The 23,816-nt window shown below is 63.2% G+C and carries 22 protein-coding genes and 1 tRNA gene; 16 read left to right on the top strand and 7 right to left on the bottom strand.

Features of this window, described 5'->3' with window-relative positions:
* Positions 1–20 precede the first annotated feature (20 nt).
* The 10 genes from lysS to dhaM all read left to right on the top strand — a co-directional run bounded on the left by lysS (position 21) and on the right by dhaM (position 10,524).
* Positions 21–1,484: a lysine--tRNA ligase gene (lysS, locus tag B384_RS0115340; RefSeq protein WP_083850973.1), complete on the top strand. Its 1,464-nt coding sequence runs from the start codon at positions 21–23 to the stop codon at positions 1,482–1,484.
* Positions 1,477–1,671 carry a hypothetical protein gene (locus B384_RS0115335; RefSeq protein WP_019483980.1) on the top strand — a complete coding sequence of 65 codons (195 nt, stop codon included), beginning with the start codon at positions 1,477–1,479 and terminating at the stop codon, positions 1,669–1,671. Before lysS ends, B384_RS0115335 begins: the two co-directional genes overlap by 8 nt.
* A gap of 126 nt (positions 1,672–1,797) precedes the next feature.
* Complete coding sequence (locus tag B384_RS0115330; RefSeq protein WP_019483979.1) at positions 1,798–2,118, top strand: histone-like nucleoid-structuring protein Lsr2; 321 nt, start codon at positions 1,798–1,800, stop codon at positions 2,116–2,118.
* A gap of 130 nt (positions 2,119–2,248) precedes the next feature.
* Positions 2,249–4,756 carry an ATP-dependent Clp protease ATP-binding subunit gene (locus B384_RS0115325; RefSeq protein WP_026041226.1) on the top strand — a complete coding sequence of 836 codons (2,508 nt, stop codon included), beginning with the start codon at positions 2,249–2,251 and terminating at the stop codon, positions 4,754–4,756.
* A 203-nt stretch (positions 4,757–4,959) separates the two neighbouring features.
* Positions 4,960–7,050 (top strand): S9 family peptidase, encoded by a 2,091-nt coding sequence (locus tag B384_RS0115320; RefSeq protein WP_019483977.1) that lies wholly within the window; start codon positions 4,960–4,962, stop codon positions 7,048–7,050.
* Positions 7,051–7,084: 34 nt separating this feature from the next.
* Complete coding sequence (locus B384_RS0115315) at positions 7,085–7,633, top strand: amino-acid N-acetyltransferase (protein ID WP_019483976.1); 549 nt, start codon at positions 7,085–7,087, stop codon at positions 7,631–7,633.
* A gap of 85 nt (positions 7,634–7,718) precedes the next feature.
* On the top strand, positions 7,719–7,901 hold the full coding sequence (locus B384_RS0115310; protein WP_019483975.1) for a CsbD family protein: 183 nt from the start codon (positions 7,719–7,721) through the stop codon (positions 7,899–7,901).
* 228 nt (positions 7,902–8,129) lie between these two features.
* Entirely contained in the window at positions 8,130–9,131 is a 1,002-nt protein-coding gene (gene dhaK, locus B384_RS0115305) for a dihydroxyacetone kinase subunit DhaK (protein ID WP_019483974.1), read from the top strand.
* Positions 9,132–9,133: 2 nt separating this feature from the next.
* On the top strand, positions 9,134–9,793 hold the full coding sequence (gene dhaL, locus B384_RS0115300) for a dihydroxyacetone kinase subunit DhaL (protein WP_019483973.1): 660 nt from the start codon (positions 9,134–9,136) through the stop codon (positions 9,791–9,793).
* The gene (gene dhaM / locus B384_RS0115295; protein ID WP_019483972.1) at positions 9,790–10,524 is read left to right on the top strand and encodes a dihydroxyacetone kinase phosphoryl donor subunit DhaM; all 735 of its coding nucleotides are present in this window, start codon (positions 9,790–9,792) and stop codon (positions 10,522–10,524) included. The genes dhaL and dhaM overlap by 4 nt, the downstream gene beginning before the upstream one ends.
* A 15-nt stretch (positions 10,525–10,539) precedes the next feature.
* On the opposite strand, the gene B384_RS0115290 is transcribed toward dhaM, so the two are convergent.
* Positions 10,540–11,487 (bottom strand): A/G-specific adenine glycosylase, encoded by a 948-nt coding sequence (locus B384_RS0115290; RefSeq protein WP_019483971.1) that lies wholly within the window; start codon positions 11,485–11,487, stop codon positions 10,540–10,542.
* 86 nt (positions 11,488–11,573) lie between these two features.
* On the opposite strand from B384_RS0115290, the gene B384_RS0115285 reads away from it, so the two are divergent.
* On the top strand, positions 11,574–12,293 hold the full coding sequence (locus B384_RS0115285; RefSeq protein WP_024477167.1) for a hypothetical protein: 720 nt from the start codon (positions 11,574–11,576) through the stop codon (positions 12,291–12,293).
* 3 nt (positions 12,294–12,296) lie between these two features.
* Here the strand turns inward: B384_RS0115285 and disA are convergent, their stop codons facing one another.
* From disA to B384_RS0115270, 3 genes are all read right to left on the bottom strand, one after another.
* Positions 12,297–13,373, bottom strand: coding sequence for a DNA integrity scanning diadenylate cyclase DisA (gene disA / locus B384_RS0115280; RefSeq protein ID WP_019483969.1), 1,077 nt, complete (start codon positions 13,371–13,373; stop codon positions 12,297–12,299).
* 169 nt (positions 13,374–13,542) lie between these two features.
* Positions 13,543–14,919, bottom strand: coding sequence for a DNA repair protein RadA (gene radA, locus B384_RS0115275; protein WP_024477168.1), 1,377 nt, complete (start codon positions 14,917–14,919; stop codon positions 13,543–13,545).
* A gap of 73 nt (positions 14,920–14,992) precedes the next feature.
* The gene (locus B384_RS0115270; protein ID WP_026041224.1) at positions 14,993–16,120 is read right to left on the bottom strand and encodes an FUSC family protein; all 1,128 of its coding nucleotides are present in this window, start codon (positions 16,118–16,120) and stop codon (positions 14,993–14,995) included.
* Positions 16,121–16,388: 268 nt separating this feature from the next.
* Between B384_RS0115270 and pstS the strand changes: the two genes are divergently transcribed.
* From pstS to pstB, 4 genes are all read left to right on the top strand, one after another.
* Complete coding sequence (pstS, locus tag B384_RS0115265; RefSeq protein WP_019483966.1) at positions 16,389–17,513, top strand: phosphate ABC transporter substrate-binding protein PstS; 1,125 nt, start codon at positions 16,389–16,391, stop codon at positions 17,511–17,513.
* A 159-nt stretch (positions 17,514–17,672) separates the two neighbouring features.
* Positions 17,673–18,620: a phosphate ABC transporter permease subunit PstC gene (gene pstC / locus B384_RS0115260; protein WP_019483965.1), complete on the top strand. Its 948-nt coding sequence runs from the start codon at positions 17,673–17,675 to the stop codon at positions 18,618–18,620.
* Positions 18,620–19,723, top strand: a complete 1,104-nt coding sequence (gene pstA / locus B384_RS0115255; protein WP_019483964.1) for a phosphate ABC transporter permease PstA — start codon at positions 18,620–18,622, stop codon at positions 19,721–19,723. The genes pstC and pstA overlap by 1 nt, the downstream gene beginning before the upstream one ends.
* Before the next feature lie 29 nt (positions 19,724–19,752).
* On the top strand, positions 19,753–20,532 hold the full coding sequence (pstB, locus tag B384_RS0115250; RefSeq protein ID WP_019483963.1) for a phosphate ABC transporter ATP-binding protein PstB: 780 nt from the start codon (positions 19,753–19,755) through the stop codon (positions 20,530–20,532).
* A 119-nt stretch (positions 20,533–20,651) separates the two neighbouring features.
* Here pstB and B384_RS0115245 read toward each other — a convergent pair whose 3' ends face one another.
* From B384_RS0115245 to B384_RS0115235, 3 genes are all read right to left on the bottom strand, one after another.
* Positions 20,652–21,662: an inorganic phosphate transporter gene (locus tag B384_RS0115245; RefSeq protein ID WP_019483962.1), complete on the bottom strand. Its 1,011-nt coding sequence runs from the start codon at positions 21,660–21,662 to the stop codon at positions 20,652–20,654.
* The gene (locus B384_RS0115240) at positions 21,663–22,280 is read right to left on the bottom strand and encodes a DUF47 domain-containing protein (protein WP_024477172.1); all 618 of its coding nucleotides are present in this window, start codon (positions 22,278–22,280) and stop codon (positions 21,663–21,665) included.
* A gap of 298 nt (positions 22,281–22,578) precedes the next feature.
* A complete protein-coding gene (locus tag B384_RS0115235; protein WP_019483960.1) occupies positions 22,579–23,226 on the bottom strand; it encodes a hypothetical protein in 648 nt (215 codons plus the stop codon).
* Positions 23,227–23,709: 483 nt separating this feature from the next.
* On the opposite strand from B384_RS0115235, the gene B384_RS0115230 reads away from it, so the two are divergent.
* Positions 23,710–23,782 (top strand) — tRNA-Lys (locus tag B384_RS0115230).
* Positions 23,783–23,816 lie beyond the last annotated feature (34 nt).

Here is a 23,816-nt window from a genome sequence, read left to right as displayed (position 1 = left end):
CCGACGAAACCAACGAGCAGATGCGTATCCGCATGGAGAAACGCGAGCGGCTGCTCGAACGGGGGGATGAGGCCTACCCGGTTAAGCCGGCGCGCACACACTCGTTGGCCGAGCTGCGGAAAGAGTTTGGGCAATTGCCCGCTGAAGCCACCACCGGTGAGATGGTGTCGGTGGTGGGTCGAGTGGTGTTCATTCGCAACACCGGGAAACTGTGTTTCGCGACGCTGCAGGAGGGTGGTGGGGCCAGGCTTCAGGCCATGCTCAGCCTGGCCGAAATTGGTGACCAGTCGCTTGCGGACTGGAAAGCGCTGGTGGACCTCGGGGACCACGTTGAAGTGCACGGTGAAGTAATCAGTTCCAGGCGCGGGGAGCTCTCGGTCATGGCGGACGGGTGGAGCATGGCCTCAAAGGCACTGCGTCCGCTGCCAACCCTGCATACGGGAGTCAGCGAGGAAACCCGGGTCAGGCAACGCTACGTCGATCTGATGGTGCGCGAAGAAGCGCGGGAGATGGTTCGAACCAGGGCCGCTATCGTGCGATCCATTAGGGAAACTCTGCACTCGCTGGAATATGTAGAAGTAGAAACGCCAATGCTGCAGTTGGTGCATGGCGGTGCTGCTGCACGACCGTTTGAAACCCATCTCAACGCTTTCGATCAGAAAATGACTCTTCGAATCGCACTGGAGCTTTATTTGAAGCGGGCGGTCGTCGGCGGAATAGACCGGGTCTATGAGATTGGCCGGATTTTCCGCAATGAGGGGGTCGACTCAACTCACAGCCCCGAATTCACCATGCTGGAGTGTTACGAGGCGTACACCGACCAGTTCGGAATGGCCGAACGAATGAAGGAAATCATTCTTAATTGTGCGGACATCCTGGGCACACGGACCATCGAAACAGAGGCCGGCGTGATTGACCTTGATGGGGAATGGCGGTGGCTCGGCGTGTACCCGGGGCTTTCGGAGGTAGTGGGTAGCGAGGTAACTCCGGAGACATCCGCTGAGGAGCTCCGGAATATCGCCGAAATCCACCAGGTGAAGATTGCGCCGGAATGGGGCAGCGAAAAGCTTGTCCTCGAATTGTTCGGCGAGCTGGTTGAGCCGACCCTGATCCAGCCTACTTTTGTCTACGACTACCCTCCCTCGGCCCAGCCGCTGGCCCGGCCGCACCGGGAGGATCCCGCTCTGATTGAGGCGTGGGACCTGATCATCGGCGGAATGGAGCGAGGGACGGCGTTCTCTGAACTCATCGACCCGGTGGTGCAGAGGGCACGCCTGGTTGAGCAGTCCCTGCAGGCAGCTGCCGGCGACCACGAGGCTATGCAGTTCGATGAGGATTTCCTCCGCGCGCTCGAATATGGCGCACCCCCCATGGGAGGCATCGGCCTTGGGATTGATCGACTGGTGATGCTGTTCACCAATGCAGGTATTAGGGAAACCATCCTGTTTCCCATTCTGAAACCAGTTGGAGATAGTCGTGCTTGAGTATGTTGCGGTATTGCTGCCATCGATAGGGGTCGGGGCGATCTTTTACTTTGTCATGCGGTCCATTTTCAACGCGGATAGGGCTGAGCGCGAAGCAATGAGCCAGGCCGAGGAGCGTCAGGCCCAGGCACAGCAGGAAGCGCCAGTTGCAACGCCCGATCACGAGGACCCAGCCGAGTCCCGATGAAGTAGTTTTGTTCGCCTTTTCGAAAAAGTTCCCAAAAGTAGGATTTTTCACACTTTGACGATTACTGTCTGCCTAGCCCATAATTAGAGTTACATATAAATTCAGTACAAAACGCAGGAGCTAACCGTGGCACAAAAAGTAAAGATCCTCCTGATCGATGACCTCGACGGTGGCGAAGCTGATGAAACCGTACGTTTTGGCCTTGATGGTGTGCAGTATGAAATAGATCTTTCAAAATCCCATGCGAAAGAACTCAGGGCCGCTATGAGCAATTACGTATCCGGGGCCCGCCGCAGCACGCAGGTAAAAGCGCGGGTGGCGACGCCGGGTCGTAACCAGGAAGCAGCCCAGGTGCGTGAATGGGCGCGAGCCAATGGCCACAATGTCTCGGCGCGTGGACGCGTCAACAGCGAAATCGTCGAGGCCTACCGGGCAGCTCAGCGCTAAAGAGGAACCGGACTGCGCCCCCTGGGGCGCAGTCGCAGGTGGGTGTGATATCTCGCCTGTGGCGAACACGCTCCAAAAGCCTGTGCAGGACACGTAGCATCGAATTACGCGTTAGCTAGGAGTGTGCCCCATGTTTGAGAGATTTACCGACCGCGCCCGTCGTGTTGTAGTGCTGGCCCAAGAAGAGGCCCGCATGCTCAACCACAATTACATCGGCACCGAGCACATCCTGCTCGGGCTCATCCACGAGGGTGAAGGGGTCGCCGCAAAGGCGCTCGAATCCCTCAGCATCTCCCTCGGCGCCGTCCGTGAGCAGGTCCAGGAGATCATCGGCCAGGGCCAGCAGGCACCGTCCGGCCACATCCCGTTCACCCCGCGCGCCAAGAAGGTACTTGAGCTTTCGCTGCGGGAAGCGCTGCAGCTCGGCCACAACTACATTGGCACCGAGCACATCCTGCTCGGGCTCATCCGTGAGGGTGAAGGCGTCGCAGCCCAGGTACTGGTCAAGCTTGGCGCCGACCTCAACCGTGTCCGCCAGCAAGTGATCCAGCTGCTGTCCGGGTATCAGGGCAAAGAGCCTGCGTCAGTGGGCGGCCAGCAGCAGGAAGGCACCCCAGCCGGTTCGGTGGTCCTTGACCAGTTTGGGCGGAACCTCACCCAGGCTGCCCGCGAAGGCAAACTTGACCCGGTTATTGGGCGTGCCCTGGAAATGGAACGCGTGATGCAGGTGCTGTCGCGCCGCACCAAGAACAACCCTGTTCTGATCGGTGAGCCAGGCGTCGGCAAGACGGCAGTCGTCGAAGGTCTCGCGCAGGCAATTGTCCGCGGTGACGTGCCCGAGACGATCAAGGACAAGCAGTTGTACACCCTCGACCTCGGGTCGCTGGTGGCAGGATCCAGGTACCGCGGAGACTTCGAGGAACGCCTCAAGAAGGTGCTCAAGGAAATTCGCACCCGCGGCGACATCATCCTGTTCATCGACGAGATCCACACCCTGGTGGGTGCGGGAGCCGCAGAAGGTGCAATTGATGCCGCTTCGATACTGAAGCCGATGCTCGCCCGGGGGGAGTTGCAGACCATTGGCGCCACCACCCTCGACGAGTACCGCAAGCACATCGAGAAGGATGCGGCCCTGGAGCGTCGATTCCAGCCCATTCAGGTGCAGGAACCGTCAGTGGCGCACACCATTGAGATCCTCAAGGGCCTGCGGGACCGTTACGAAGCACATCACCGCGTGTCAATCACCGACGAGGCGCTCACCTCGGCTGCGACGCTCGCCGAGCGTTACATCTCGGACCGGTTCCTGCCCGATAAGGCAATCGACCTGATCGATGAGGCTGGTGCGCGGCTGCGTATCCGCCGGATGACCGCCCCGCCCGAGCTGAAGGAAATTGACGACCGCATTGCGGACGTCAAGCGGGAGAAGGAGTCGGCGATCGATGCGCAGGACTTCGAGGGTGCCGCCTCACTGCGCGACAAGGAGCAGAAGCTTCATGACGAGCGGATGGAGAAGGAGCGTCGTTGGAAGTCGGGCGGTCTCGATGACATTGCCGAGGTCGATGAGGAACTCATTGCTGAGGTCCTCGCCAACTCAACCGGTATTCCGGTCTTCAAGCTCACCGAAGAAGAGTCCACGAGGCTCCTCAAGATGGAAGACGAGCTGCACAGGCGGGTCGTCGGCCAGAACGACGCCATCAAGGCGATCTCGCAGGCAATCCGGCGCACACGTGCCGGGCTGAAGGATCCGAAACGGCCGGGTGGATCATTCATCTTCGCCGGCCCCACCGGTGTCGGTAAGACCGAGCTCGCCAAGGCCCTGGCGGAATTCCTGTTCGGTGATGAGGACGCGTTGATCACCCTCGACATGTCCGAATACTCCGAGAAGCACACGGTGTCCCGGCTCTTTGGTGCCCCTCCCGGTTATGTGGGCTACGAAGAGGGTGGGCAGCTCACCGAAAAGGTGCGGCGCCGTCCGTTCTCGGTGGTGCTGTTCGATGAGGTCGAGAAGGCCCACGCGGACCTGTTCAACTCGCTCCTCCAGATCCTGGAAGACGGTCGCCTGACTGACAGCCAGGGCCGGGTGGTGGACTTCAAGAACACGGTCATCATCATGACCACCAACCTCGGCACCCGGGATATTTCCAAGGGCGTCATGACGGGTTTCCAGTCCGGCACCGACACCACCACCACCTACAACCGGATGAAGGCGAAGGTGACGGAAGAGCTGAAGCAGCACTTCCGCCCCGAGTTCCTCAACCGTGTTGATGACACGGTGGTATTCCCACAGCTCACCCAGGACGAGATTGTCGAGATCGTCGACCTGTTCCTTGAGCGGCTGGGCAAGCGGATGGCTGACAAGGGGATGAGCATCGAGCTGACCCCCGCGGCGAAGGTACTGCTGGCCACCCGCGGTTACGATCCTTCGATGGGTGCCCGGCCGCTGCGCCGCACCATCCAGCGGGAGATCGAGGACCAGCTCTCCGAGAAGATTCTGTTCGGTGAACTGAAGTCCGGTGAACTGGTCTCCGTTGATGTCGAAGGCGAAGGGGACGAAGCCCGCTTCACCTTCGTTGGGCACGGTGCTCCGAAAGAAATCGAGGATGCTCCTGCGGCTATTGAGGCCACAGTCCCCGAGTAGACAGCGGTGACGCCGGGTGGCGTCAGCCTGAAGGCCTCCGGCCGGCACCATGGTGCTGGCCGGGGGCCTTCGGTTTATCAGCTACCGACACGGCAGGCCCGGCCGGAAGCTCACCTTGTGTGCCTGAAGCAACTTATTACTCTCTCAGAGAAGTCGCTGTGAACCACGCCACGTCCGCTGCGGGACGGTGGTAGACAGGGGCGATGACACCCGAATCGGAACAGCAGCCCGAAACCCCCTTCCACGACCTGGATCTCTTCATCGCGATGCCCCGGCTGGCCGCCCTGGCGCTGAGCCCCGACGGGTCTCGACTGGTGACGACCGTGGCTACGCTCAATGCCAAGGCAACTGAATACGGGACGGCGCTCTGGGAAGTTGATCCGCGCGGAGAGCAACCCGCGCGCCGGATTACGCGCAGCGCCAAGGGCGAAACGGGTGCCTCATTCCTGGCTGGCGGGGACCTGCTGTTCACCTCGGCGCGGCCCGATCCGGATGGGGCAGAGGGGGATGCGGCCAAGGAACCCACCAACGCGATCTGGCGGCTCCCGGCCCGGGGAGGGGAGGCGCAGCTGGTGCTCTCTCGCCAGGGCGGTGTGAGCAGCGTACTAACGTCCTCCGAGGCGGAGTCCGCCATCGTCGTCGCTGACGTCCTCGCGGGTTCGACCGACGAGGGCGACGACGGTGCGCGCCGTACTCTGCGGAAGGAAGCCAAGGTGGGCGCCATCCTGCACTCCGGTTATCCGGTTCGTTATTGGGATGCCGATCTAGGTCCGGCAGAGCCTCGTTACTTCGCGTTGGAGGGGAAGGGGACCGCCGGGCAGCCGCTCCAGGCAACCGACGCTGCAGCCCGGTTCGAGCTCCGCAACATCACACCCGCCGCAGGCACCTCCCTCAGGAACGCCAAGCAGGTGATCAGCCCGAACGGTTCAGTTGTGGTGACAGCGGTGAGCATTCCGGTGGGTAAGGGGGACGCACGAAGCATCCTTGCCAGGATTGATGTTGCCACCGGGGAGCGCTCGGTCCTGCTCGACGACCCCGGCTACGACTTCTCGCCCGGACCGATCAGCCCCGACGGTGCCACCCTGGTGGTCCACCGGGCCAGACGGACCACCGCTGAGGTTGCGCCGCAACAAACACTTGGCCTGCTCCCACTCGCCGGCGGGGAACTCCTTCCCCTTGCCGCAAAGTGGGACCGTTGGCCGTCCCCGGCTGCGTGGTTGCCCGATGGCAGCGCAGTGCTGGTCACTGCCGATGAGGAGGGCGCCTCGCCGCTGTTCTTGATCGACGTAGCCACCAATGAGGTGACCCGGGTGACCAGCGACGCAGCCTCGTACACCAACGCGGTGGTGGCCCCCGATGGTCACACCGCCTACGCACTGCGCAGCTCCTACGAATTTCCCGCCGAAGTGGTCACAATTGACCTCATCAACCGAACCGTGGCGGCACTACGGGGACCAGTCGAGCGACCAGCCTTGTCGGGGCGGCTGGAACGAGTAGAGACCACCGCCGACGATGGACAGACGATTGGATCCTGGCTGGTCCTCCCCGCCGGAGCGGACTCTTCCCGGCCCGCTCCGCTGCTTTTATGGATCCACGGCGGCCCGCTGGGCTCCTGGAACGCCTGGACCTGGCGGTGGTCGCCGTGGCTGCTGGCGGCCCAGGGCTACGCGGTCCTGCTCCCTGATCCAGCCTTGTCTACCGGGTACGGCCAGCACATGATCGACCGGGGCTGGGGACAGTGGGGCAAAGCACCGTTCACTGACCTGATGACAGCAACCGATGCCGTGGTAGCACGAGACGACATCGACGAGACCCGGACCGCCGCCATGGGCGGGTCCTTCGGCGGCTACATGGCCAACTGGATAGCTGGCCACACGGACCGGTTCACCGCTGTAGTCACCCACGCCAGTCTGTGGGCGCTCGACCAGTTTGGCCCAACCACTGATGCGTCCTACTACTGGGAGAAGGAGATGACGCCCGAGATGGCGTCGGAAAACTCTCCGCACCACCACGTGGAGAACATATCGACACCCATGTTGGTGATCCACGGGGACAAGGATTACCGCGTCCCAATCGGAGAGGGCCTCAGGCTCTGGTACGAACTGCTGTCACGATCCCAGCTGGCAGTAGATGAGGAAGGCCGGACCGCTCACCGGTTCCTTTACTTCCCGGATGAGAACCACTGGATTCTCAAACCCCAGCACGCGAAAGTCTGGTACGGCGTCGTCGGGCATTTCCTGGCGCACCACGTCCTCGGTGAACGCAGAGACCTGCCCCCCGAACTCGGACTGTAGCTGATACCTGCGGCAGGGTTTGTAGACTGCCTTAGTGAGTTCCTCCTTCAGAATCCGGCCCGCGCGTACTTCCGACGTCCCAGCAATCAAGGCGTTGGTGGCCCCGCTTGCTGAGAGCCGGGTACTGATGGCCAAGGAAACTGTTGCCTACTATGAGGGTTTGCAGGAGTTCCGGATTGCCGAGGACGACGACGGCGTCCTCGGTTGCGGGGCGCTGCACGTCATGTGGGAAGACCTGGCCGAGATCCGCACCCTTGCCACGTTCCAGGCCGCGAAGGGGCGCGGCGTCGGCAGTGCCCTGGTGGCGAAGCTGCTCGACGACGCGCGCGCCCTGGGCGTCGAACGCGTCTTCTGCCTGACCTTTGAAGTGGAGTTCTTCCAGCGCCAGGGGTTCCAGGTGATGGCTGACCAGTCGGCAGTGGACCCGGCGGTCTATTCGGAACTCCTTCGTTCCCACGACGAGGGCGTCGCTGAATTTCTCGACCTTGCCCGGGTCAAACCGAACACCCTCGGCAACACCCGGATGATCCGTCAGCTCGGGAATAGCCCGCATAAGGTGGCAAACCGAGGTCAGGATCGATAAGCTAAGGGAGCTTGGCATCTATGATGATGCGAAAAGCGGGACCCGGACCCGGGCCCCGACACACCGAGCGGAAGTAGGTCAGACTATGGGTGCAGACGACAAGGCAGCAAACAGCGGCGAGAAGCTGGGCGGCAAGATCAAAGAAGGCGTTGGCAAGCTCACCGGCAACGAAAAGATGGAAGCCGATGGCCACAAGGACCAGGCCTCCGGCGACATCAAGAACGCCGGCGAAAACGTCAAGGACGCCTTCAAGGGTGACAACCGCTAGATCTGGTCCAGCAGGCGTTCACCCGATTCATAGTCGCCAGTGGAAGCCGCCGAAGGATTAGTGCTGTGGGAGGAGCCGAGCGTAAGTAGCTCGGGGGCCTCCCACAGCCGTTTAACCAGTAGTGCACCCTATAGGCAAGCAGTTGACCGGAGGGTAGGGTTCAGACAAGGCCAGCAGGTCCGGCGGGCCGGCAAACCCAATCCTGTGTCCTTTCACCGAGGAGCCGCCATGAAAAAGCTAATCAATGACCCAAAGCAGGTCGTCACCGAGTCCGTTGAAGGGTTCGGGGCCGCCCACGCAGACCTGGTCAATGTCCATCCCGACCCCCTGTTCATCACCCGGAAAGACGCACCCCGCCAAGGAAAAGTCGGGCTGGTCTCCGGCGGGGGCAGCGGTCACGAACCGCTGCACGCCGGATATGTAGGTCGGGGAATGCTCGATGCCGCCGTACCCGGGGCCATGTTCACCTCCCCGACCCCCGACCAGATTCTCCCAGCCACCACAGCTGTTGATGGGGGAGCGGGGGTGCTCCACATTGTGAAGAACTACACGGGCGACGTCCTGAACTTTGAAACCGCAGCCGAGCTCGCTGAAGCCGAGGGCGTGACCGTGCGGACGGTCCTGGTGAACGACGACGTCGCAGTCGAGGATTCGCTGTACACCGCTGGCAGACGCGGCGTCGGCGGAACGGTCCTCGTTGAACGGATCGCGGGCGGCGCAGCCGAGCGGGGAGACACCCTCGATGCGGTGACTGCAATCGCCCAGCGTGTCATCGACAATGTCAGGTCCATGGGGGTGGCGCTCGCCGCCTGTACTGTGCCGCACGCCGGCCAGCCGAGCTTCGACCTCACCGACGACGAGATCGAGATCGGCATCGGCATCCACGGTGAACCCGGCAGGCATCGCATTGCGATGGAAAACGCCGACGGGATCACCGGACGGCTGATGGAGCCAATCCTCGCCGATCTCAAGGTGGACAGCGGCGAGAAGGTGCTGCTCTTCGTCAATGGCATGGGAGGCACGCCGGTAAGTGAGCTGTACATCGTCTACCGGCGCGCCAGGCAACTCCTTGAGGAGCAGGGAATCGTTGTTGAACGATCCCTGGTGGGCAACTACATCACCGCCCTGGAAATGCAGGGCGCCTCGATCACCGTGCTGCGACTTGACGACGAAATGGTCGAGTTGTGGGATTCGCCAGTTAACACTGCGGCGCTCCGGTGGGGAGTCTAGGCGTGGTAGAGGGATCCACCAATACCCTCACTACTGAATGGGTGGTCGCGTGGCTGCGGGAGAGTGCCCGGGTGGTCAGCGAGAACCGGCAATACCTGATCGACCTTGATCGGGCTATCGGCGATGCCGATCACGGTGAGAATCTCGATCGTGGGTTCACGGCGGTAGTGAAAAAGCTCGACGACGGTACACACCCCGCCACGCCGGGTGCCGTGCTGAAGCTGGCCGCGATGACCCTCATGTCATCCGTGGGGGGCGCAGCTGGGCCCCTCTACGGAACCGCCCTGCTCCGTGCAGCCACCTCGCTGGGCGACACCGAGGCAATAGGCCCCGACGACGTCGCCGGGCTGCTGACCGCTGCCCGCGATGGGATAGTAGCGCGCGGCAAGGCCGAATCCGGTGACAAGACGATGGTCGATGCCTGGACTCCTGCGGCTGAGGCGGCAGGCACCGCCGCGATGGCCGGCGCATCGGTTGCAGAGGTGCTGGCGGCAGCCGCCAACGCTGCAAACGCCGGGGCCGCGGCTACCGAACCCCTGATTGCACGGAAGGGCCGTGCCAGCTACCTCGGCGAACGCAGCGCCGGCCACCTCGACCCGGGCGCCGTCTCGTCAGGGTTGATTTTGCAGGCAGCGGCCGATGCGGCAGGTGCGCACGAGTGAACGTTGGCCTGGTCATTGTGTCCCATAGTTCGAAGATCGCCGAGGGAATCTGCGACCTCGCCCGTGAGATGGCGGGGGACGTCCCGCTCGTCGCCGCCGGTGGGTTGGACGATGATTCTGGTGTCCCACTGATCGGAACCAGCTTCGAGAAGGTGCTTGAGGCTATTTCGACGGCCGACCAGGGTGCCGGAGTCGTGCTCCTGACAGATCTGGGCTCTGCCGTGATGACTGCCGAGATGGCGCTTGAGTTCATTGACAGCGACCAGCGTTTGCGGGTCAGGCTTGCCCGCGCGGCACTGGTCGAAGGTACAGTCGCCGCGGCCGTCGAGGCGCAGTCCGGAGCCGATGTAGACACGGTGACACGTGCCGCCGAGACAGCGATCGTCGCGCTGGATCCAACGGAGCTCGAACCGTTTGTCAGCCATGCTGCAGCCGCGCCCGGAGAAGGCGGATCTCAATCCTCCACCGATGGAAAGCCGGTTGAGGCAGCCTGGGAATTGCCCAACCCGATGGGGTTGCACGCCCGCCCCGCGGCAACCCTGGCCCGGATGATGAGTGAACTGGATGTGGAGGTGACGGTCAACGGGGTGGACGCGAAGTCGGTGATGCTGCTCATGAGCCTGGGTCTCGGCCAGGGCAAGGTCCTGACCGCGTCAGCCGCTGGCCCCGACGCGCAGAAAGCCATTGATCAGATAGGTGCTGAGGTGGCCAGCGGGTTCGGGGAACTCTGAAGCGGTCTGGGCCGGTCAGCTGGGGAGGCTGATGCCGGCCGGGGTCTCGCTGGCAAGACCATCCGCCACGAGCCCGTCAAGGGACCGTTCAAGTTGCTCCCTTGACGCGTTCAAGCGGTGCAGTTTAATGAGTGGGGACACTACGGTGCCGGGCGGCGAGCCGAGCGCGAGGTCCACCGGTTCGGCAACGAGCACCTCCCTGATCACCGGTGCCACCGCGTCCCGAAGGACTCCCATCATCGCCCCGCGCACCTGACGATCCGTCCCGGCCCAAGCCTGTCCCCTGGGCACGTAATGAGGTTCCGGTCGCCCCGCAGCAACCCATGCGCAGGCGTCGAGCACCGGACACTGGGAGCACTTGGGGGCCCGGGCAGTGCAGATCAATGCGCCAAGCTCCATCACTGCCGCGTTCCACTTGACTGATTCGCCGTCGTCGTCGGGCAGGAGGTCAGCCGCCCGCCGCATCTCGGCGGCCGTCAGGGTGGGGGCCGGCAGAGCATCCCCGCCGAGCAGCCGCGCGTGGACTCTGCGGATGTTGGTGTCAACAACTGTCTCCCGCTTCCCGTACGCAAACGCTGCCACCGCAGCAGCCGTATAGGTGCCGACGCCGGGAAGGGTCAGGAGCTCCGCGGCGGTGCGGGGCACCCGACCCCCGTGGTGTTCGACGATGGCCCCCGCGGCCGCGTGGAGGCGCAGGGCGCGGCGCGGATAACCAAGCCGCCCCCAGTGCCTCAAAGCATCACCGGCTGGAGCCGCAGCAAGGTCAGCCGGTGTGGGCCACCGGTCGAGCCAGTCGGCGTAGACGGGCAGGACCCGCACCACCGGTGTCTGCTGCAACATGAACTCGCTGACCATTACCGCCCAGGGGGTTCGCCCGGGACCACGCCACGGGAGATCCCGGGCCTGGACGTCGAACCAGCCAATAATGCGTCGATGCAGCTGGGCGGTGGGAACCGGGATCATTGGCACTCCTGATAGTTGACCATCAATACTGTACTGACCGGCGTGGTGTGACGCGCATCCGAGGATTGGGTCCCTAGCCTTAACCCATGGATTCACACGGGGGGCCGTCGCGAGGCGGGCCGCAGGACAGGTCAGCGCGGCCGTCCAACGCGCCCCGGGTCAGCCCGAAGGTGTATCGCCGACGCAGGATTGTGGTGCTGGTCCTGGGCCTCATCCTGGCCGGCGTACTGGTTTGGGGCGGAATCGCCCTAGCTGGCCTCATCGGCAACGGCGCGAACACCGACGACGCCGTGAGCGCACCCACCGGCTCGGCCCAACCAGCCCCCTCAACCTCCCCGTCCGAACCAACGGCAGAAGTCAGCGAGCCCGCAGCACCGACCGAATCCGCAGCACCGACCGTGTCCCCTTCGCCGTCGGAACCCGAGTGTGGTCCGGAGCTGGTGGAAGTCAGCGCATCGACCGATGCGGACGCCTACGCCCCCGAAGAGAATCCAGTGCTCACGCTGACGGTAACCAACACTGGTGATATCCCCTGCCCGGTCAATGTGGGAACTTCACAGATGGAATTCCTGGTCACCAGCGGTGAGGATCGCATCTTCTCCTCTGCCGACTGCCAGGAAGGCGCCGAGGACCTCAACCGGGACATCCCGCCGGGCGGGTCGGAGGAAGCGAACTTCACGTGGGAACGAAACCGTAGCGCACCGGGTTGCCAGGCGGTCGAGGCGAACCCTACCCCCGGTTTTTACAACCTGACGGTGACGCTCGGCGAACGGACCAGCGAAGAAGCAACTTTCGAGCTGCAATAGCAGCTACATGAAACGGTCGAGCAGGCTCGTTTCAGCGATCCTTGACAGTCCCTCACGCACGGTCCGGGCACGTTGCTCACCGATCCCATCCACAGCCATCAGGTCATCAATGTTCGCTGCCATCAGGTTTTGCAGGCCCTCGAAGTGGTCGACCAGCCGGTTCGCCACTGCAGGCGGCACAGCCTTGATGCCGGACACCAGCCTGAATCCCTTGGGTTGCACCACGGCGTCCAGAGAATCAACCGAGGGATTGAAGCCCACCACGCTGGCGATGGTGCCGAGGTCGATGAGGTCGGTGGAGCTGAAGGCCTGCAGCTTCGCAAGTTGCTCTTCGACCACCAGGTTGGCGTCTCCAAGGTCCAGGTAATCCCGGAGCACCATTTCGCTGCCCGGGCCCAGCCCGGTGGTCAGTTCTTCCACCTGCAGCGAGAGGAGCCGGCCATCGACGCCGAGCTCGAGCACGTATTGCGAAATTTCCTCGGAGATGCGTCGGACCATCTCCTGGCGTTGCAGGGTCACCGCCACATCCCGGACCGTGACCATCGCCTCGATTTCCAGGGCGGACAGCGAGCCGGTCACCTGGTCCAGTCGTGCCCGATAGCGTTCGAGGGTGGCGAGGGCCTGGTTGGCTCTTGCCAGGACCGGCTCGGAGCCTTCCAGCACATGCCGCAGTCCGTTGATGTAGAGGGCGATGATGTGCATCGACTGGCTGACTGAGATGACCGGGAGTCCGGTCTGGATGGCTACCCGCTCTGCTGTCCGGTGCCGTGTCCCGGACTCCTGGGTATAGATGGTGTGGTCAGGTACCAGCTGCACGCCTGCCCGGAGGATATTGCTTGCATCTTTATCGCAAACGATGGCGCCGTCCATCTTGGCAAGTTCCCGGAGCCGGGTGGGGGAGAAGGTGATACCGATATCGAACCCGCCGGAACAGATCGAATCCACGGTGCGGTCAAAGCCGAGGACGATCAAGGCTCCGGTACGCCCGCGAAGGATGCGTTCGAGACCATCCCGCAACTGGGTGCCCGGCGCAACGCGCGCCAAAGTGGCCTTCAACGCGTCCTCTGGGCTGCGAACCATTGCCACTTCCTTCCGGCTACCGGCGTTGCCAACCGGTTCCCGGATGTGCAAGGCCCTGCCGCGCAGGCACCAACGCAGCCGTTCCAATCCTAGTGGGCGCGCCGCCTAAACCCGGATACCAGCTACGGGCGCAAATGTATAACGGTTATCTGCCGGTCCAGCCGGAAGTCTAAAAGAGTAGCTCCAGGGCTTCGGTCAGGGTCGATACCTCGTGCACCTTGAACCCCGCTGGAACCTTGCCTGGCCCATTGGGTGAAGCCGGCACCACAGCGTGGGTGAAGCCGAGCCGTTCGGCCTCCTGCACCCGCTGGGCGATGCCAGGAACCGGCCTGACCTCACCGGCAAGGCCCACCTCGCCGAAGGCGATGAGCCGGGCTGCGAGCGGCTGGTTGGTTTTCGCCGAGGCGATGGCCAGCGCCACTGCCAGGTCGGTGGCCGGCTCACTGAGCTTCACCCCGCCGACTGTTGCAACGTAGCTGTCGTCCTTATGCAGGCTCAACGAAGCGCGCTGCTGGAGAACAGCCAGCAGCATGGCCACCCGTGAACTGTCGAGCCCGCTGGTTGCCCGCCGGGGCTGCGAGTTCGACGACTCCGCGAGGAGAGCTTGCACCTCGGCCAGCAGGGGCCTGCGCCCCTCCAGAGTCACGGTGATGCAGGTGCCGGACACGGGGTCTTTGGTACGCGACACGAACAGGCCGCTCGGATCTGCGAGGCCCTCCACGCCAGTCTCGGTCAGGTCGAAGCAGCCCACCTCGTCCGTGGGCCCATACCGGTTCTTGATGGCCCGCATCAGGCGAAGCCGTGAGTGACGATCCCCTTCAAACTGGCACACCACATCCACCAGGTGCTCCAGCAGGCGGGGGCCGGCGATGGACCCGTCCTTGGTGACATGCCCCACCAGGATGGTGGTCATGCCTCGGGTCTTCGCGGCGGCGATCAGCGAGGCGGCAACCTCCCGCACCTGCGTGACCCCGCCGGCGGTCCCGTCGACGGCGGCGCTACTCAGGGTTTGAACCGAGTCCACGATCAGCAGCGACGGCGACAACCGTTCCACCTGCCCGAGGGCCTGCCCCAGATCGGATTCGGCGGTGAGGTAGAGGGTGTCGGCGAGGGCGCCGATCCGCTCTGCCCGTAGCTTCACCTGGGCTGACGATTCCTCCCCGGTGATATACAGCACGTCCTTGCCGAGTCGCGCCACCCGGGCCGCGACGTCGAGTACCAGGGTGGACTTGCCCACGCCGGGTTCCCCCGCGAGGAGGATCACCGCGCCCGGTACCAGGCCGCCACCGAGAACCCGGTCAAGCTCACCAATCTGCGTCGGCTGGTAGGACGCGGCACTTGCGTCGATCTCCGAGATCCGCAGGGCTGGAGTGGCGACGGTGACAGCCGCCGTCGTTCTCGCCACCACCTGGCCGGTCTCCTCGACCGTCCCCCAGGCCTGGCATTCACCGCAGCGGCCCACCCATTTCGCGGTAGTCCAACCGCATTCTCCACACCGGTAGGCGGGTGCGGAGGTGCGTGCCGGGCGTGCTGTCTTTGTAGCCATGCCCTCTAACGTACCGGCGGGTAGGGACGTGCAGCGGCAAAGACACTACTGCGGGAGCCAGCTTTGACCAGGCTCACAATTTCGGCAGGTACCCGGCAGCCTCATCGTGGGGGAGACCCGTTGCCTCCAGAAGGTCAACTATCAGAGGGCGGTACAGCAGCACCAGCCCTTCTCCCTCCAACCGTTGGATCCGCAGGAGACGGGGGTGGAGCATGGTGGCCACTGCCGCAAGGTCTTCCCGTGCCTGGCGGAGCGTCAGCCCCCGTTCGGGGGCGCTGGCCGCCGAGAGGGCCCGGCCAAGCATATCGACGGCATCGGCGGTGTCCTCAATGACCTGGGAGAGTTCCTGCACTGCCTCGTCGGTGAGCGCAGCGTGGTTGATGACCGAGGTCAGCCGTCGGGTGAATACCCGGGCGTTACGGACGGCAAGGTCTATCGAGTCGATTGATCCTCCGAGCTCGGCAAGTTCCTGCCGATGGCGCCGGTAGGCGGGGGAGAGGCGTGCCACTTCCCTGGCCGCCCCCATGCTGCCGGAGAGACCCTCCATCAGGGGCTGGCAGCTGCGTGCCCTGATCAGGGCGTGCCAGGCCAGGGTCGGGTCGCTGCGGGTCAGCGCGGTCGACGATTCGCGAAGCACCGTCGAGAGTTCGCCCAGTAACTCCCGCACGTTCGTTTTGGGCTCTTTCCGTGGGTCCTTTGGCGCGAGGATCACAATTACCAGGGCGAACAGACCGCCGACGATGGCGTCGACACTGCGGGTGAATGGGCCGCCGTCGGGGGCTGGGAGTAGTACCACCAGCAAGGACTGCAGGCCCAGCTGCGTGGTGAAGATGGTACCGCTGTCCAGGAATCGTGCCAGGAGGATCGACACGAACAGCACCACCGCTGCCTGCCAGATCCCGGTGCCAAACAGGGCCAGGAGGACGTCTCCCAGCGCAATGCCGAGAGTGCAGCCCACCCCAACTTCCAACACCCGGCGAAGCCGCGGGTCGCGGGTGAAACCGAGCGCAATCATCGAGGAGGTGGCGGCGAACAGTGGTCCGCTGTGACCAAGGACCCGTTCCGCGAAGACATAAGCGCCCACCGCACAGACGGTCATCTGGATGGCGGGGATTACCGAGTTGGAACTCCGCCGGAAACCTACCCGCGTCCGGTTGCGAACAAAGGAGCGGGCTCGCGAGAAGTTTGATGGCCGCGGCATGAAACCCAGCCTAGCCCCGGTTTCCCGGGTTGGGGGCCGCAACCGCGCCAGGAGATCCGCACAGCACCCGGAGCGGTTTGGCAAGGCTAATGAACGGGCTGATCGCAACTGTACGTTTCACGTTCACCCTCCGTTCACTTTGATCCGTCAGTCTCTTTACCTGTGGCGCCTAGCTTATTCAAGGTACGCATACTGAAAAGTTCAGATTCTCGTTTTTCATAGGTGCCCACAGCACCAATTTTCGACTCCCTGGAAGGGGCAACATCAAGTGAAGGTTCTTCGCTTTGGCCGCGCAGCGGCAGTAATCTCTGTCGCCGCGCTCGCATTGACCGCCTGCGGCACCGACAGCGCAACCGACGAGCCGGCAGCAACCACCGGGGATAACGGCTCCGCGGAAAGCACGGTAACTGGCACGCTGACGGGCTCTGGCGCTTCCTCCCAGGGTGCGGCAATGACCGCCTGGCAGTCCGGCTTCCAGGAAGCCAACCCTGACGCAACCGTTCAGTACTCACCTGATGGATCCGGTGCTGGTCGCGAAGCGTTCACCGCTGGCGGAGTCCAGTTCGCTGGATCGGATGCCTACCTCGACGAGGAAGAGCACGCTACGGCAGTTGAGGTCTGCGGGCCCGAGGGTGCGTTCAACATCCCCGCCTACATCGCACCAATCGCTGTGGCATTCAATCTGCCAGGTGTCGACGAATTGAACATGGACGCCGACACGATTGCAGCCGTCTTCCGTGGCGATATCGCTAACTGGAACGACGAGGCAATCGCCGCCCAGAACGAGGGAGTGGAACTTCCCGATCTGGCCATCACTGTTGTGCACCGTAGCGACGAGTCGGGCACCACCGAGAACTTCGTCGACTACCTTGCAACGGCCGCCCCAGAGGTGTGGACCGACGAGGTATCGGGTGACTGGCCCGCCGAAATCGTCGCCGAGAACGCGCAGGGCACTAACGGTGTCGTTTCGACCACCTCAGGCACGGAAGGCGCCATCACCTACACCGACGCTTCGGCTGTCGGGGACCTAGGACAGGTCCTGGTGCAGGTCGGCGAAGAGTACGTGGCGCTGACCCCAGAGGCCGCTTCACGCGCCGTTGAGGTTGCCGAGCCAGCCGAGGTGGAAGGCGCACCCGAGGTTGATATGTCCTTCAACCTCACCCGGGACACCACCGAGTCCGGTGCATACCCGATCGTGCTGATCTCCTACCACGTCTACTGCGCCACCTACCCCGATCAGGAGACAGTCGACCTGGTCCAGGCCTTCGGCTCCTACGTGATCAGCGAAGAGGGCCAGGCCGACTCGGCCGACTCGGCCGGCAACGCCCCGATCTCGGACGGGCTGCGCGAGCAGGCCCAGGCCGCAATCGATTCGATTGCAGTTGCCTCCTAAGAGGCGTCGATTGCCCCGTCCGGTCCTCACGGACCGGGCGGGGTTGTCCTTTGCGCCCAGCCATTAGGCTGGTATGCAGTTACCACCTCCACCGCTGACAACGCCCGCTCTCGGCAACCCAGCAGGAACAACCAAGTACCAGCACCGAAGGGTTCACTAGTGTCCACGAAGACTGTGTCTCCGAACACGCTGCGCAGACAAGGCGACAGCGGTCAATCGGGGGACAAGATATTCTCAACAGCCAGCCTGCTGGCTGGCTGCCTCATTCTGGCAGTGTTGTTCTGTGTTGCGGTTTTCCTGCTGGTCCAGGCCTTCCCCACGTTCGTCGCCGATCCCGCGGAAATCTCCGGTGGCAGCGGATTCTTTTCCTACATCTGGCCGATCGTTATCGGTACGGTCATTGCTGCGACTATCGCCCTGGTCCTCGCCACCCCGGTGGGTATCGGCGTCGCTCTTTTCATCTCGCATTACGCACCCCGGCGGCTTGCCCAGGGGTTTGGGTATCTGATCGACCTGCTGGCCGCCATCCCGTCGGTGGTCTACGGCGCCTGGGGCTATGCGGTGCTGGCCCCACAGCTGGCATTGGCGTACGAGTGGCTGGCAAACAACCTCGGCTGGATTCCCATCTTCGAGGGCCCCGCCAGTAACACCGGGAGAACCATCCTCACCGCAAGCATCGTGCTGGCCGTGATGGTGCTGCCCATCATCACTTCCCTCAGCCGCGAAATCTTCCTCCAGACCCCCAAACTCCACGAAGAGGCATCGCTGGCCCTCGGCGCCACCCGGTGGGAAATGATCAAAATGTCGGTGTTGCCATTTGCCCGGCCGGGGATCATCAGCGCCGCAATGCTCGGCCTGGGTCGCGCGCTCGGCGAAACGATGGCAGTGGCCCTGGTTCTCTCAGGTGGTGCACTGAACGCCAGCCTGATCCAGACGGGCAACCAGACCATCGCCGCTGAAATCGCCCTCAACTTCCCCGAGGCGTTCGGACTTCGCCTGAGTGAGCTCATCGCGGCGGGCCTCGTGCTCTTCGTGATCACCCTCGCCGTCAACGTCGTCGCCCGGTGGATCATCAGCCGCCACAAGGAATTCTCAGGTGCCAACTAATGAGTAATGCAACCATGACCCGGCGACCGTCCCAATTCACCAAGAACAAGCTTCCCAAATGGTCCATCTGGGCCGTTCTGGTGGGCGCACTGATCCTCGGCGCAGCAGTCTCGTCCCTGTTCGGTTTCAGCCCGGTTTCGATGGCCGTTTTCGCTGCGATCTTCTTCGTGGTCGGTGGTACCGCGACCGCGGGTGCAGTAGAGGGCAGCCGTAAAGCAAAGGACCGGTTCGCTACCTATCTGGTCTACGGCGCTTTCATCATCGCCGTACTGCCGCTGCTGTCAGTGATCTGGACCGTGCTGGAACGCGGCATGCCAGGGATGACCAGCGATTTCCTGTTCCGGTCGATGAATGGGCTGACCGGTGCCATCGATAACCAGACAGTGGCTGAAGGCACGCCGGTCCTGGGCGGCGCCTACCATGCGATCCTCGGAACCTTGCAGATTACCCTGTGGGCGACGATCATTTCGGTGCCGGTTGGTCTGCTGGCGGCCATCTACCTGGTGGAATACTCTACGGGTGGCCCGCTCAGCCGGGCGATCACCTTCTTCGTCGATGTCATGACCGGAATCCCCTCCATCGTCGCTGGCCTCTTCGCCGCAGCATTGTTCGGGCTGATCTTCGGGCCAGGCACCCGGACCGGATTCGTGGCAGCCGCGGCGTTGTCGGTGCTGATGATCCCGGTGGTGGTCCGTTCCACCGAGGAGATGCTGAAGATTGTCCCGAACGAGCTCCGCGAAGCCGCCTTCGCGCTGGGTGTGCGAAAGTGGCGGACCATCACCAAGGTGGTCATCCCGACAGCAATCTCGGGCATCGCTTCCGGAGTCACTCTCGCCATCGCTCGGGTGATTGGCGAAACCGCGCCGATCCTGGTGACGGCCGGGTTTGCCCGCGGCATCAACCTCGACGTCTTCAGCGGATGGATGAGCACTCTTCCCACCTACATTTACTACCAGATTATTACCCCGACCTCCCCGACCAGCACCGACCCGAGCACCCAGCGAGCCTGGGCCGCAGCCCTGATTCTGATCATCCTCGTGATGCTCCTGAACCTCGCTGCCCGCCTCATCGCCCGGATGTTCGCCCCTAAAACCAGCCGCTAACCTGCGCTGTACAACCCATAAGGATTTAGATGTCAAAGCGTATCGACGTCAAGGATTTGAATGTCTACTACGGCAAGTTTCTTGCCGTGGAAGACGTCAACGTAACCATCGAGGCCCGCTCCGTCACCGCCTTCATCGGACCGTCCGGCTGCGGCAAGTCGACCTTCCTTCGCACCCTGAACCGGATGCATGAGGTAATTCCCGGCGGGCGCGTCGAGGGCGAGGTCCTGCTCGACGGCGACGACCTGTACGACGACGCGGTTGATCCCGTGCACGTGCGAAGCCAGATCGGTATGGTCTTCCAGCGGCCCAACCCGTTTCCCACCATGTCCATCCGTGACAACGTGCTCGCTGGTGTGAAGCTCAACAGCAAGCGCATCAGCAAATCCGATGCCGACGCGCTCGTGGAGAAGTCCCTGCGGGGCGCCAACCTTTGGAACGAAGTCAAGGACCGTCTGGCGCGCCCCGGCTCCGGCCTTTCCGGCGGCCAGCAGCAGCGCCTGTGCATCGCCCGGGCCATCGCGGTCTCTCCCGAGGTCATCCTCATGGACGAACCATGTTCAGCCCTGGACCCGATTTCCACGCTCGCCATTGAGGACCTGATCAACGAGCTGAAGAACGACTACACGGTGGCGATTGTTACCCACAACATGCAGCAGGCCGCACGGGTGTCCGACAAGACCGCGTTCTTCAACATCGCAGCGACCGGCAAACCGGGGAAACTGATCGAGTTCGGCGACACCTCCGACATCTTCAACAGGCCCAAAGAGAAGTCCACCGAAGACTACGTGTCAGGCCGTTTCGGGTAGCTAAACCGGGCGGGTCAGCCCAAAAGCGGCCCTCAGTGTGAGATCCGCTGGTTCCGACCGGTGGAGCTGACCCTGGGGGCCGCTTCTGCTTGTCCAGCGGGTGGCACGCCACCGACGGGCTAGAGTAGCGGGCTCATTGCCAGGAAAAGGATCGCGCCGATGAGTGCGGTGACTACCGCCGTCGAGAACCACACGATCAGCACCTTCACCACTTCACGGCCGCGCACGGTCGGGAACCGCTGGTTGGCGCCAGCTCCAAGAATGGCCGAGGTCATGGTGTGGGTGCTTGAAAGCGGCATCGACAGCGAGATGGAGCCGACGAAGAGCATTGCCGAGCTGACGCCCTGGGCAGTCATCCCCCGCAGCGGGTCCACGCGGACCAGCCGGTGCGCCAAGGTGTGGGTGATACGCCAGCCGCCGAACAGCGACCCGGTTGCCAGCAGCACTGCCGCAAAGATTTGCACCCAGAGGGGAACCTCGGCGCCGGTTGCGATACCGCTTGCCACCAGGGCGAGGACCACCACCACCATCGTCCGTTGACCGTCCTGCAGGCCATGGCCCAGCGCAAACACCCCGGCAAGCACCGATTGCGCCATCCGGCTACCGGAATTCACCTTCCGCGGCGGACTGTAACGGAGCAGCCAGATGGCCGGGAACACTGCCAGATAGGCGAGCAGGTACGCCACCAACGGCGAGAGCAGCAAGGGGAGGGCAATCTGCAGCAGAAAAACCTGCTCGGAGTCGGCGATCGATTCGCCACCAATCAGGGCCGACGCCCCACCGGACCCGATCAGGCCGCCAATGAGGGCGTGGGTGGACGACGACGGCTTGCCCCGGTACCAGGTGAACAACCCCCAGCACAGCGCACCGAGAAGGCCTGCGATCAGGATGCCGAGGCCAACCCGTCCGGACGGAACCCGCAGGGCGTCGCCGGCGAACAGGAGGGCGACGCCGGTGCCAAGGAGGGCGCCAATGAGGTTGAAGACCGCTACCAGAAGCACGGCGATGCTGGGGGTCAGCGCCCGGGTGCGCACGGCGGTGGCCACCGAATTGGAGACGTCGTGGAACCCGTTGAGAAACGCGAAACCTCCAGCGAGCACGATGACCATGCCCAGGAGGAACTGTTCCACCTATGATTCCTTGACGAGGATGCTGCCCACGTGGGTGGCAACCTTTCGGATGTCTTTGGTGACGTCGACCAGCTGGTTTGCCACATCCCGGTGTCTGGCGTAAACCAGGGTCTTGTGGTCGTTGAGGAGTTCGGAACACCAGATCCGGTGGGTGCGCTCGGCGCGTTTGGCTAGCCGGAGGATCTCGATCCAGTACTCCTCGAGATCATCCATCGAATTCAGTCGTTTCATCGCCTCAGCGGTGAGTTCCGCCTGCCGGGTGATCACCTCGAGCTGTTCAGTGGCCCGGCGGCTTAGCTTACTGAGTTGGTAGAGGGAGATGAGCTCGGCAGCGCCGTCGAGCTTCTCGATTGCTTCGTTCAGCATCCTGGACAGGGCATAGAGGTCCTCACGCGGCAGCGGGTTGACGAAGCTGCTGCGCATCGACGTGAGCAACGCGTAATGGAGATCGGTTGAGTTCGCCTCGTGCTGGTGCAGTTCCTCAGTCAGGCTGTCGTAGTCACGCTTGTCCGCCCCGAGGATTCCCGACATGGTGCGCACCCCGAGCACCAGTTGCTGGGCCATGTCCGAGAGTAAGACAAGGCCAGCATCCTCCTGTGGAAAGAGGCGAAGCTTCACGTGGACTACCTAACCTGCCGGGGCATCGAGTTGATCAGTTGCTGCCTAAGAATAACTGACAGGCCCGGGGTGGCTCATTTCGACTAGTTGTCACCGCCCTGGCGCCCGGCCGCGTCGCCGTTGCCACTCAGATGTCGTTCAGTAGGCACAAAAATGGTGTCGAACCGGGAGCGCCTCTCGGCGGAAGGCCGCTCGAAGCGGCTAAATGTTGAAGCCCGGGGGTTCCACGGTCCGACACCACTTTCAGTGTTCTCCTCCGGTGCGCTCATGTCAATATTGACCGGCACCCCAGTGCTGACTAGTCCAGTTCGCCCCGGCGCCAGGAGGCAGCAGCATGCTCAAGGTCTTCGGCGGTTTTGATCAGCTGGTGCGAGTTGCGGGTCAGCTTGGCCGCGTGCACCCCGTTGGCTGGTTCGGCGTCGTCGGCATGATGGGTCTGGCCCAGGGCGATCACCCGGCAAAATGCTGCGAAACGTTCGAGTGCGACGTCGAACTCGCCTTCGAAGGCACCCGAGAGAATAGTGTCGGCCATGGACCGGACCTCCTCTGCACCCGGCGGCTCGGCAACGCCGGCCACTACCTTGGAGACCTGTGCGACATCCTTACCTGACTCAAAGTAGGCGGCGATACGTTCGGGATTTTGCTGGGTAGCCGCCCGAAGGGCGTAGAGCCGCCACAGCGCGCCGGGAAGGGATCGTGCGGGACTTTCCGCCCACATTTCCGCGATTGCCTCAAGGCCCTGCTGGTCGGCCAACTCAACAAGACGCTGGGTGATGTCCGGATCGTCAGCGAGCCGGCCATGGTGAACCAACGCGTGTGCCGAGAGGTGGGCGGCCTCCGACACCCGTGAGGGATCGGCACCGCCCGCGAAAACTTCAAAGTCCAGTGGCGCGAAGGGCTTGGGCTTGTGATGCCGTGGACTCTGGTTCTCGTAGTTACCGCTCATGAATTGAGGATACTCCTGCCATTTCCCTCCATGCCAGAGTCACTGGGCCGGAGCCCGCCGGCTAGTTCGCCAGGCAGGTGCGATTGGGATGGGGAAGGCCTCGACTTTGCTTGCCATCATTGTTCCAATGAGTGGTAATAGCACGCGCAGATCCGATCTCAGCTGGCCTACGTCGAGCAGGAGACACCCATCGTCCCCGGTACCATCCAGGACAACCTGCCCCTCACACACCCTGATGCCACCGATGACGAGATCTGGGATGCTCTGCGCGCGGTGAGGCGGGCGGATCGGGGCCAGCGGAACCCACAGTGAGCTGCTCGATCGTGACGACCTGTACCGTCAGCTGGTCGAGGCTCTCCGGATAATTGAACCCGCGGTCAGCTGACCCCACCGGCCCGGCAAATGGCCGCGTTCGGCACACGACGGCAGGATGCGATAATGTAGGCAGGTCATTTCGACCACTTCGGTGGTCAGGAATGATGCGGGCCTTTAGCTCAGATGGTAGAGCATCGGACTTTTAATCCGTGGGTCGAGGGTTCGAGCCCCTCAGGGCCCACATCAGTGGGATACCCGAACAAAGAATCCCCGCC

Source organism: Arthrobacter sp. TB 23 (assembly GCF_000294595.1).
Lineage (GTDB): Bacteria > Actinomycetota > Actinomycetes > Actinomycetales > Micrococcaceae > Arthrobacter_D.
The sequence above is the reverse complement of the archived record's forward strand: the minus strand, read 5'-3'. Positions and strand labels throughout refer to the sequence as shown.

What these genes read in the sequence shown, in the direction of transcription:
- lysS (WP_083850973.1), top strand. Translation starts at nt 21, where the DNA reads ATGCGTATCCGCATGGAGAAACGCGAGCGGCTGCTCGAACGGGGGGAT.
- B384_RS0115325 (WP_026041226.1), top strand. Translation starts at nt 2,249, where the DNA reads ATGTTTGAGAGATTTACCGACCGCGCCCGTCGTGTTGTAGTGCTGGCC.
- B384_RS0115320 (WP_019483977.1), top strand. Translation starts at nt 4,960, where the DNA reads ATGACACCCGAATCGGAACAGCAGCCCGAAACCCCCTTCCACGACCTG.
- B384_RS0115310 (WP_019483975.1), top strand. Translation starts at nt 7,719, where the DNA reads ATGGGTGCAGACGACAAGGCAGCAAACAGCGGCGAGAAGCTGGGCGGC.
- dhaK (WP_019483974.1), top strand. Translation starts at nt 8,130, where the DNA reads ATGAAAAAGCTAATCAATGACCCAAAGCAGGTCGTCACCGAGTCCGTT.
- B384_RS0115290 (WP_019483971.1), bottom strand. Translation starts at nt 11,487, where the DNA reads ATGATCCCGGTTCCCACCGCCCAGCTGCATCGACGCATTATTGGCTGG.
- B384_RS0115285 (WP_024477167.1), top strand. Translation starts at nt 11,574, where the DNA reads ATGGATTCACACGGGGGGCCGTCGCGAGGCGGGCCGCAGGACAGGTCA.
- disA (WP_019483969.1), bottom strand. Translation starts at nt 13,373, where the DNA reads ATGGTTCGCAGCCCAGAGGACGCGTTGAAGGCCACTTTGGCGCGCGTT.
- radA (WP_024477168.1), bottom strand. Translation starts at nt 14,919, where the DNA reads ATGGCTACAAAGACAGCACGCCCGGCACGCACCTCCGCACCCGCCTAC.
- B384_RS0115270 (WP_026041224.1), bottom strand. Translation starts at nt 16,120, where the DNA reads ATGCCGCGGCCATCAAACTTCTCGCGAGCCCGCTCCTTTGTTCGCAAC.
- pstA (WP_019483964.1), top strand. Translation starts at nt 18,620, where the DNA reads ATGAGTAATGCAACCATGACCCGGCGACCGTCCCAATTCACCAAGAAC.
- pstB (WP_019483963.1), top strand. Translation starts at nt 19,753, where the DNA reads ATGTCAAAGCGTATCGACGTCAAGGATTTGAATGTCTACTACGGCAAG.
- B384_RS0115235 (WP_019483960.1), bottom strand. Translation starts at nt 23,226, where the DNA reads ATGAGCGGTAACTACGAGAACCAGAGTCCACGGCATCACAAGCCCAAG.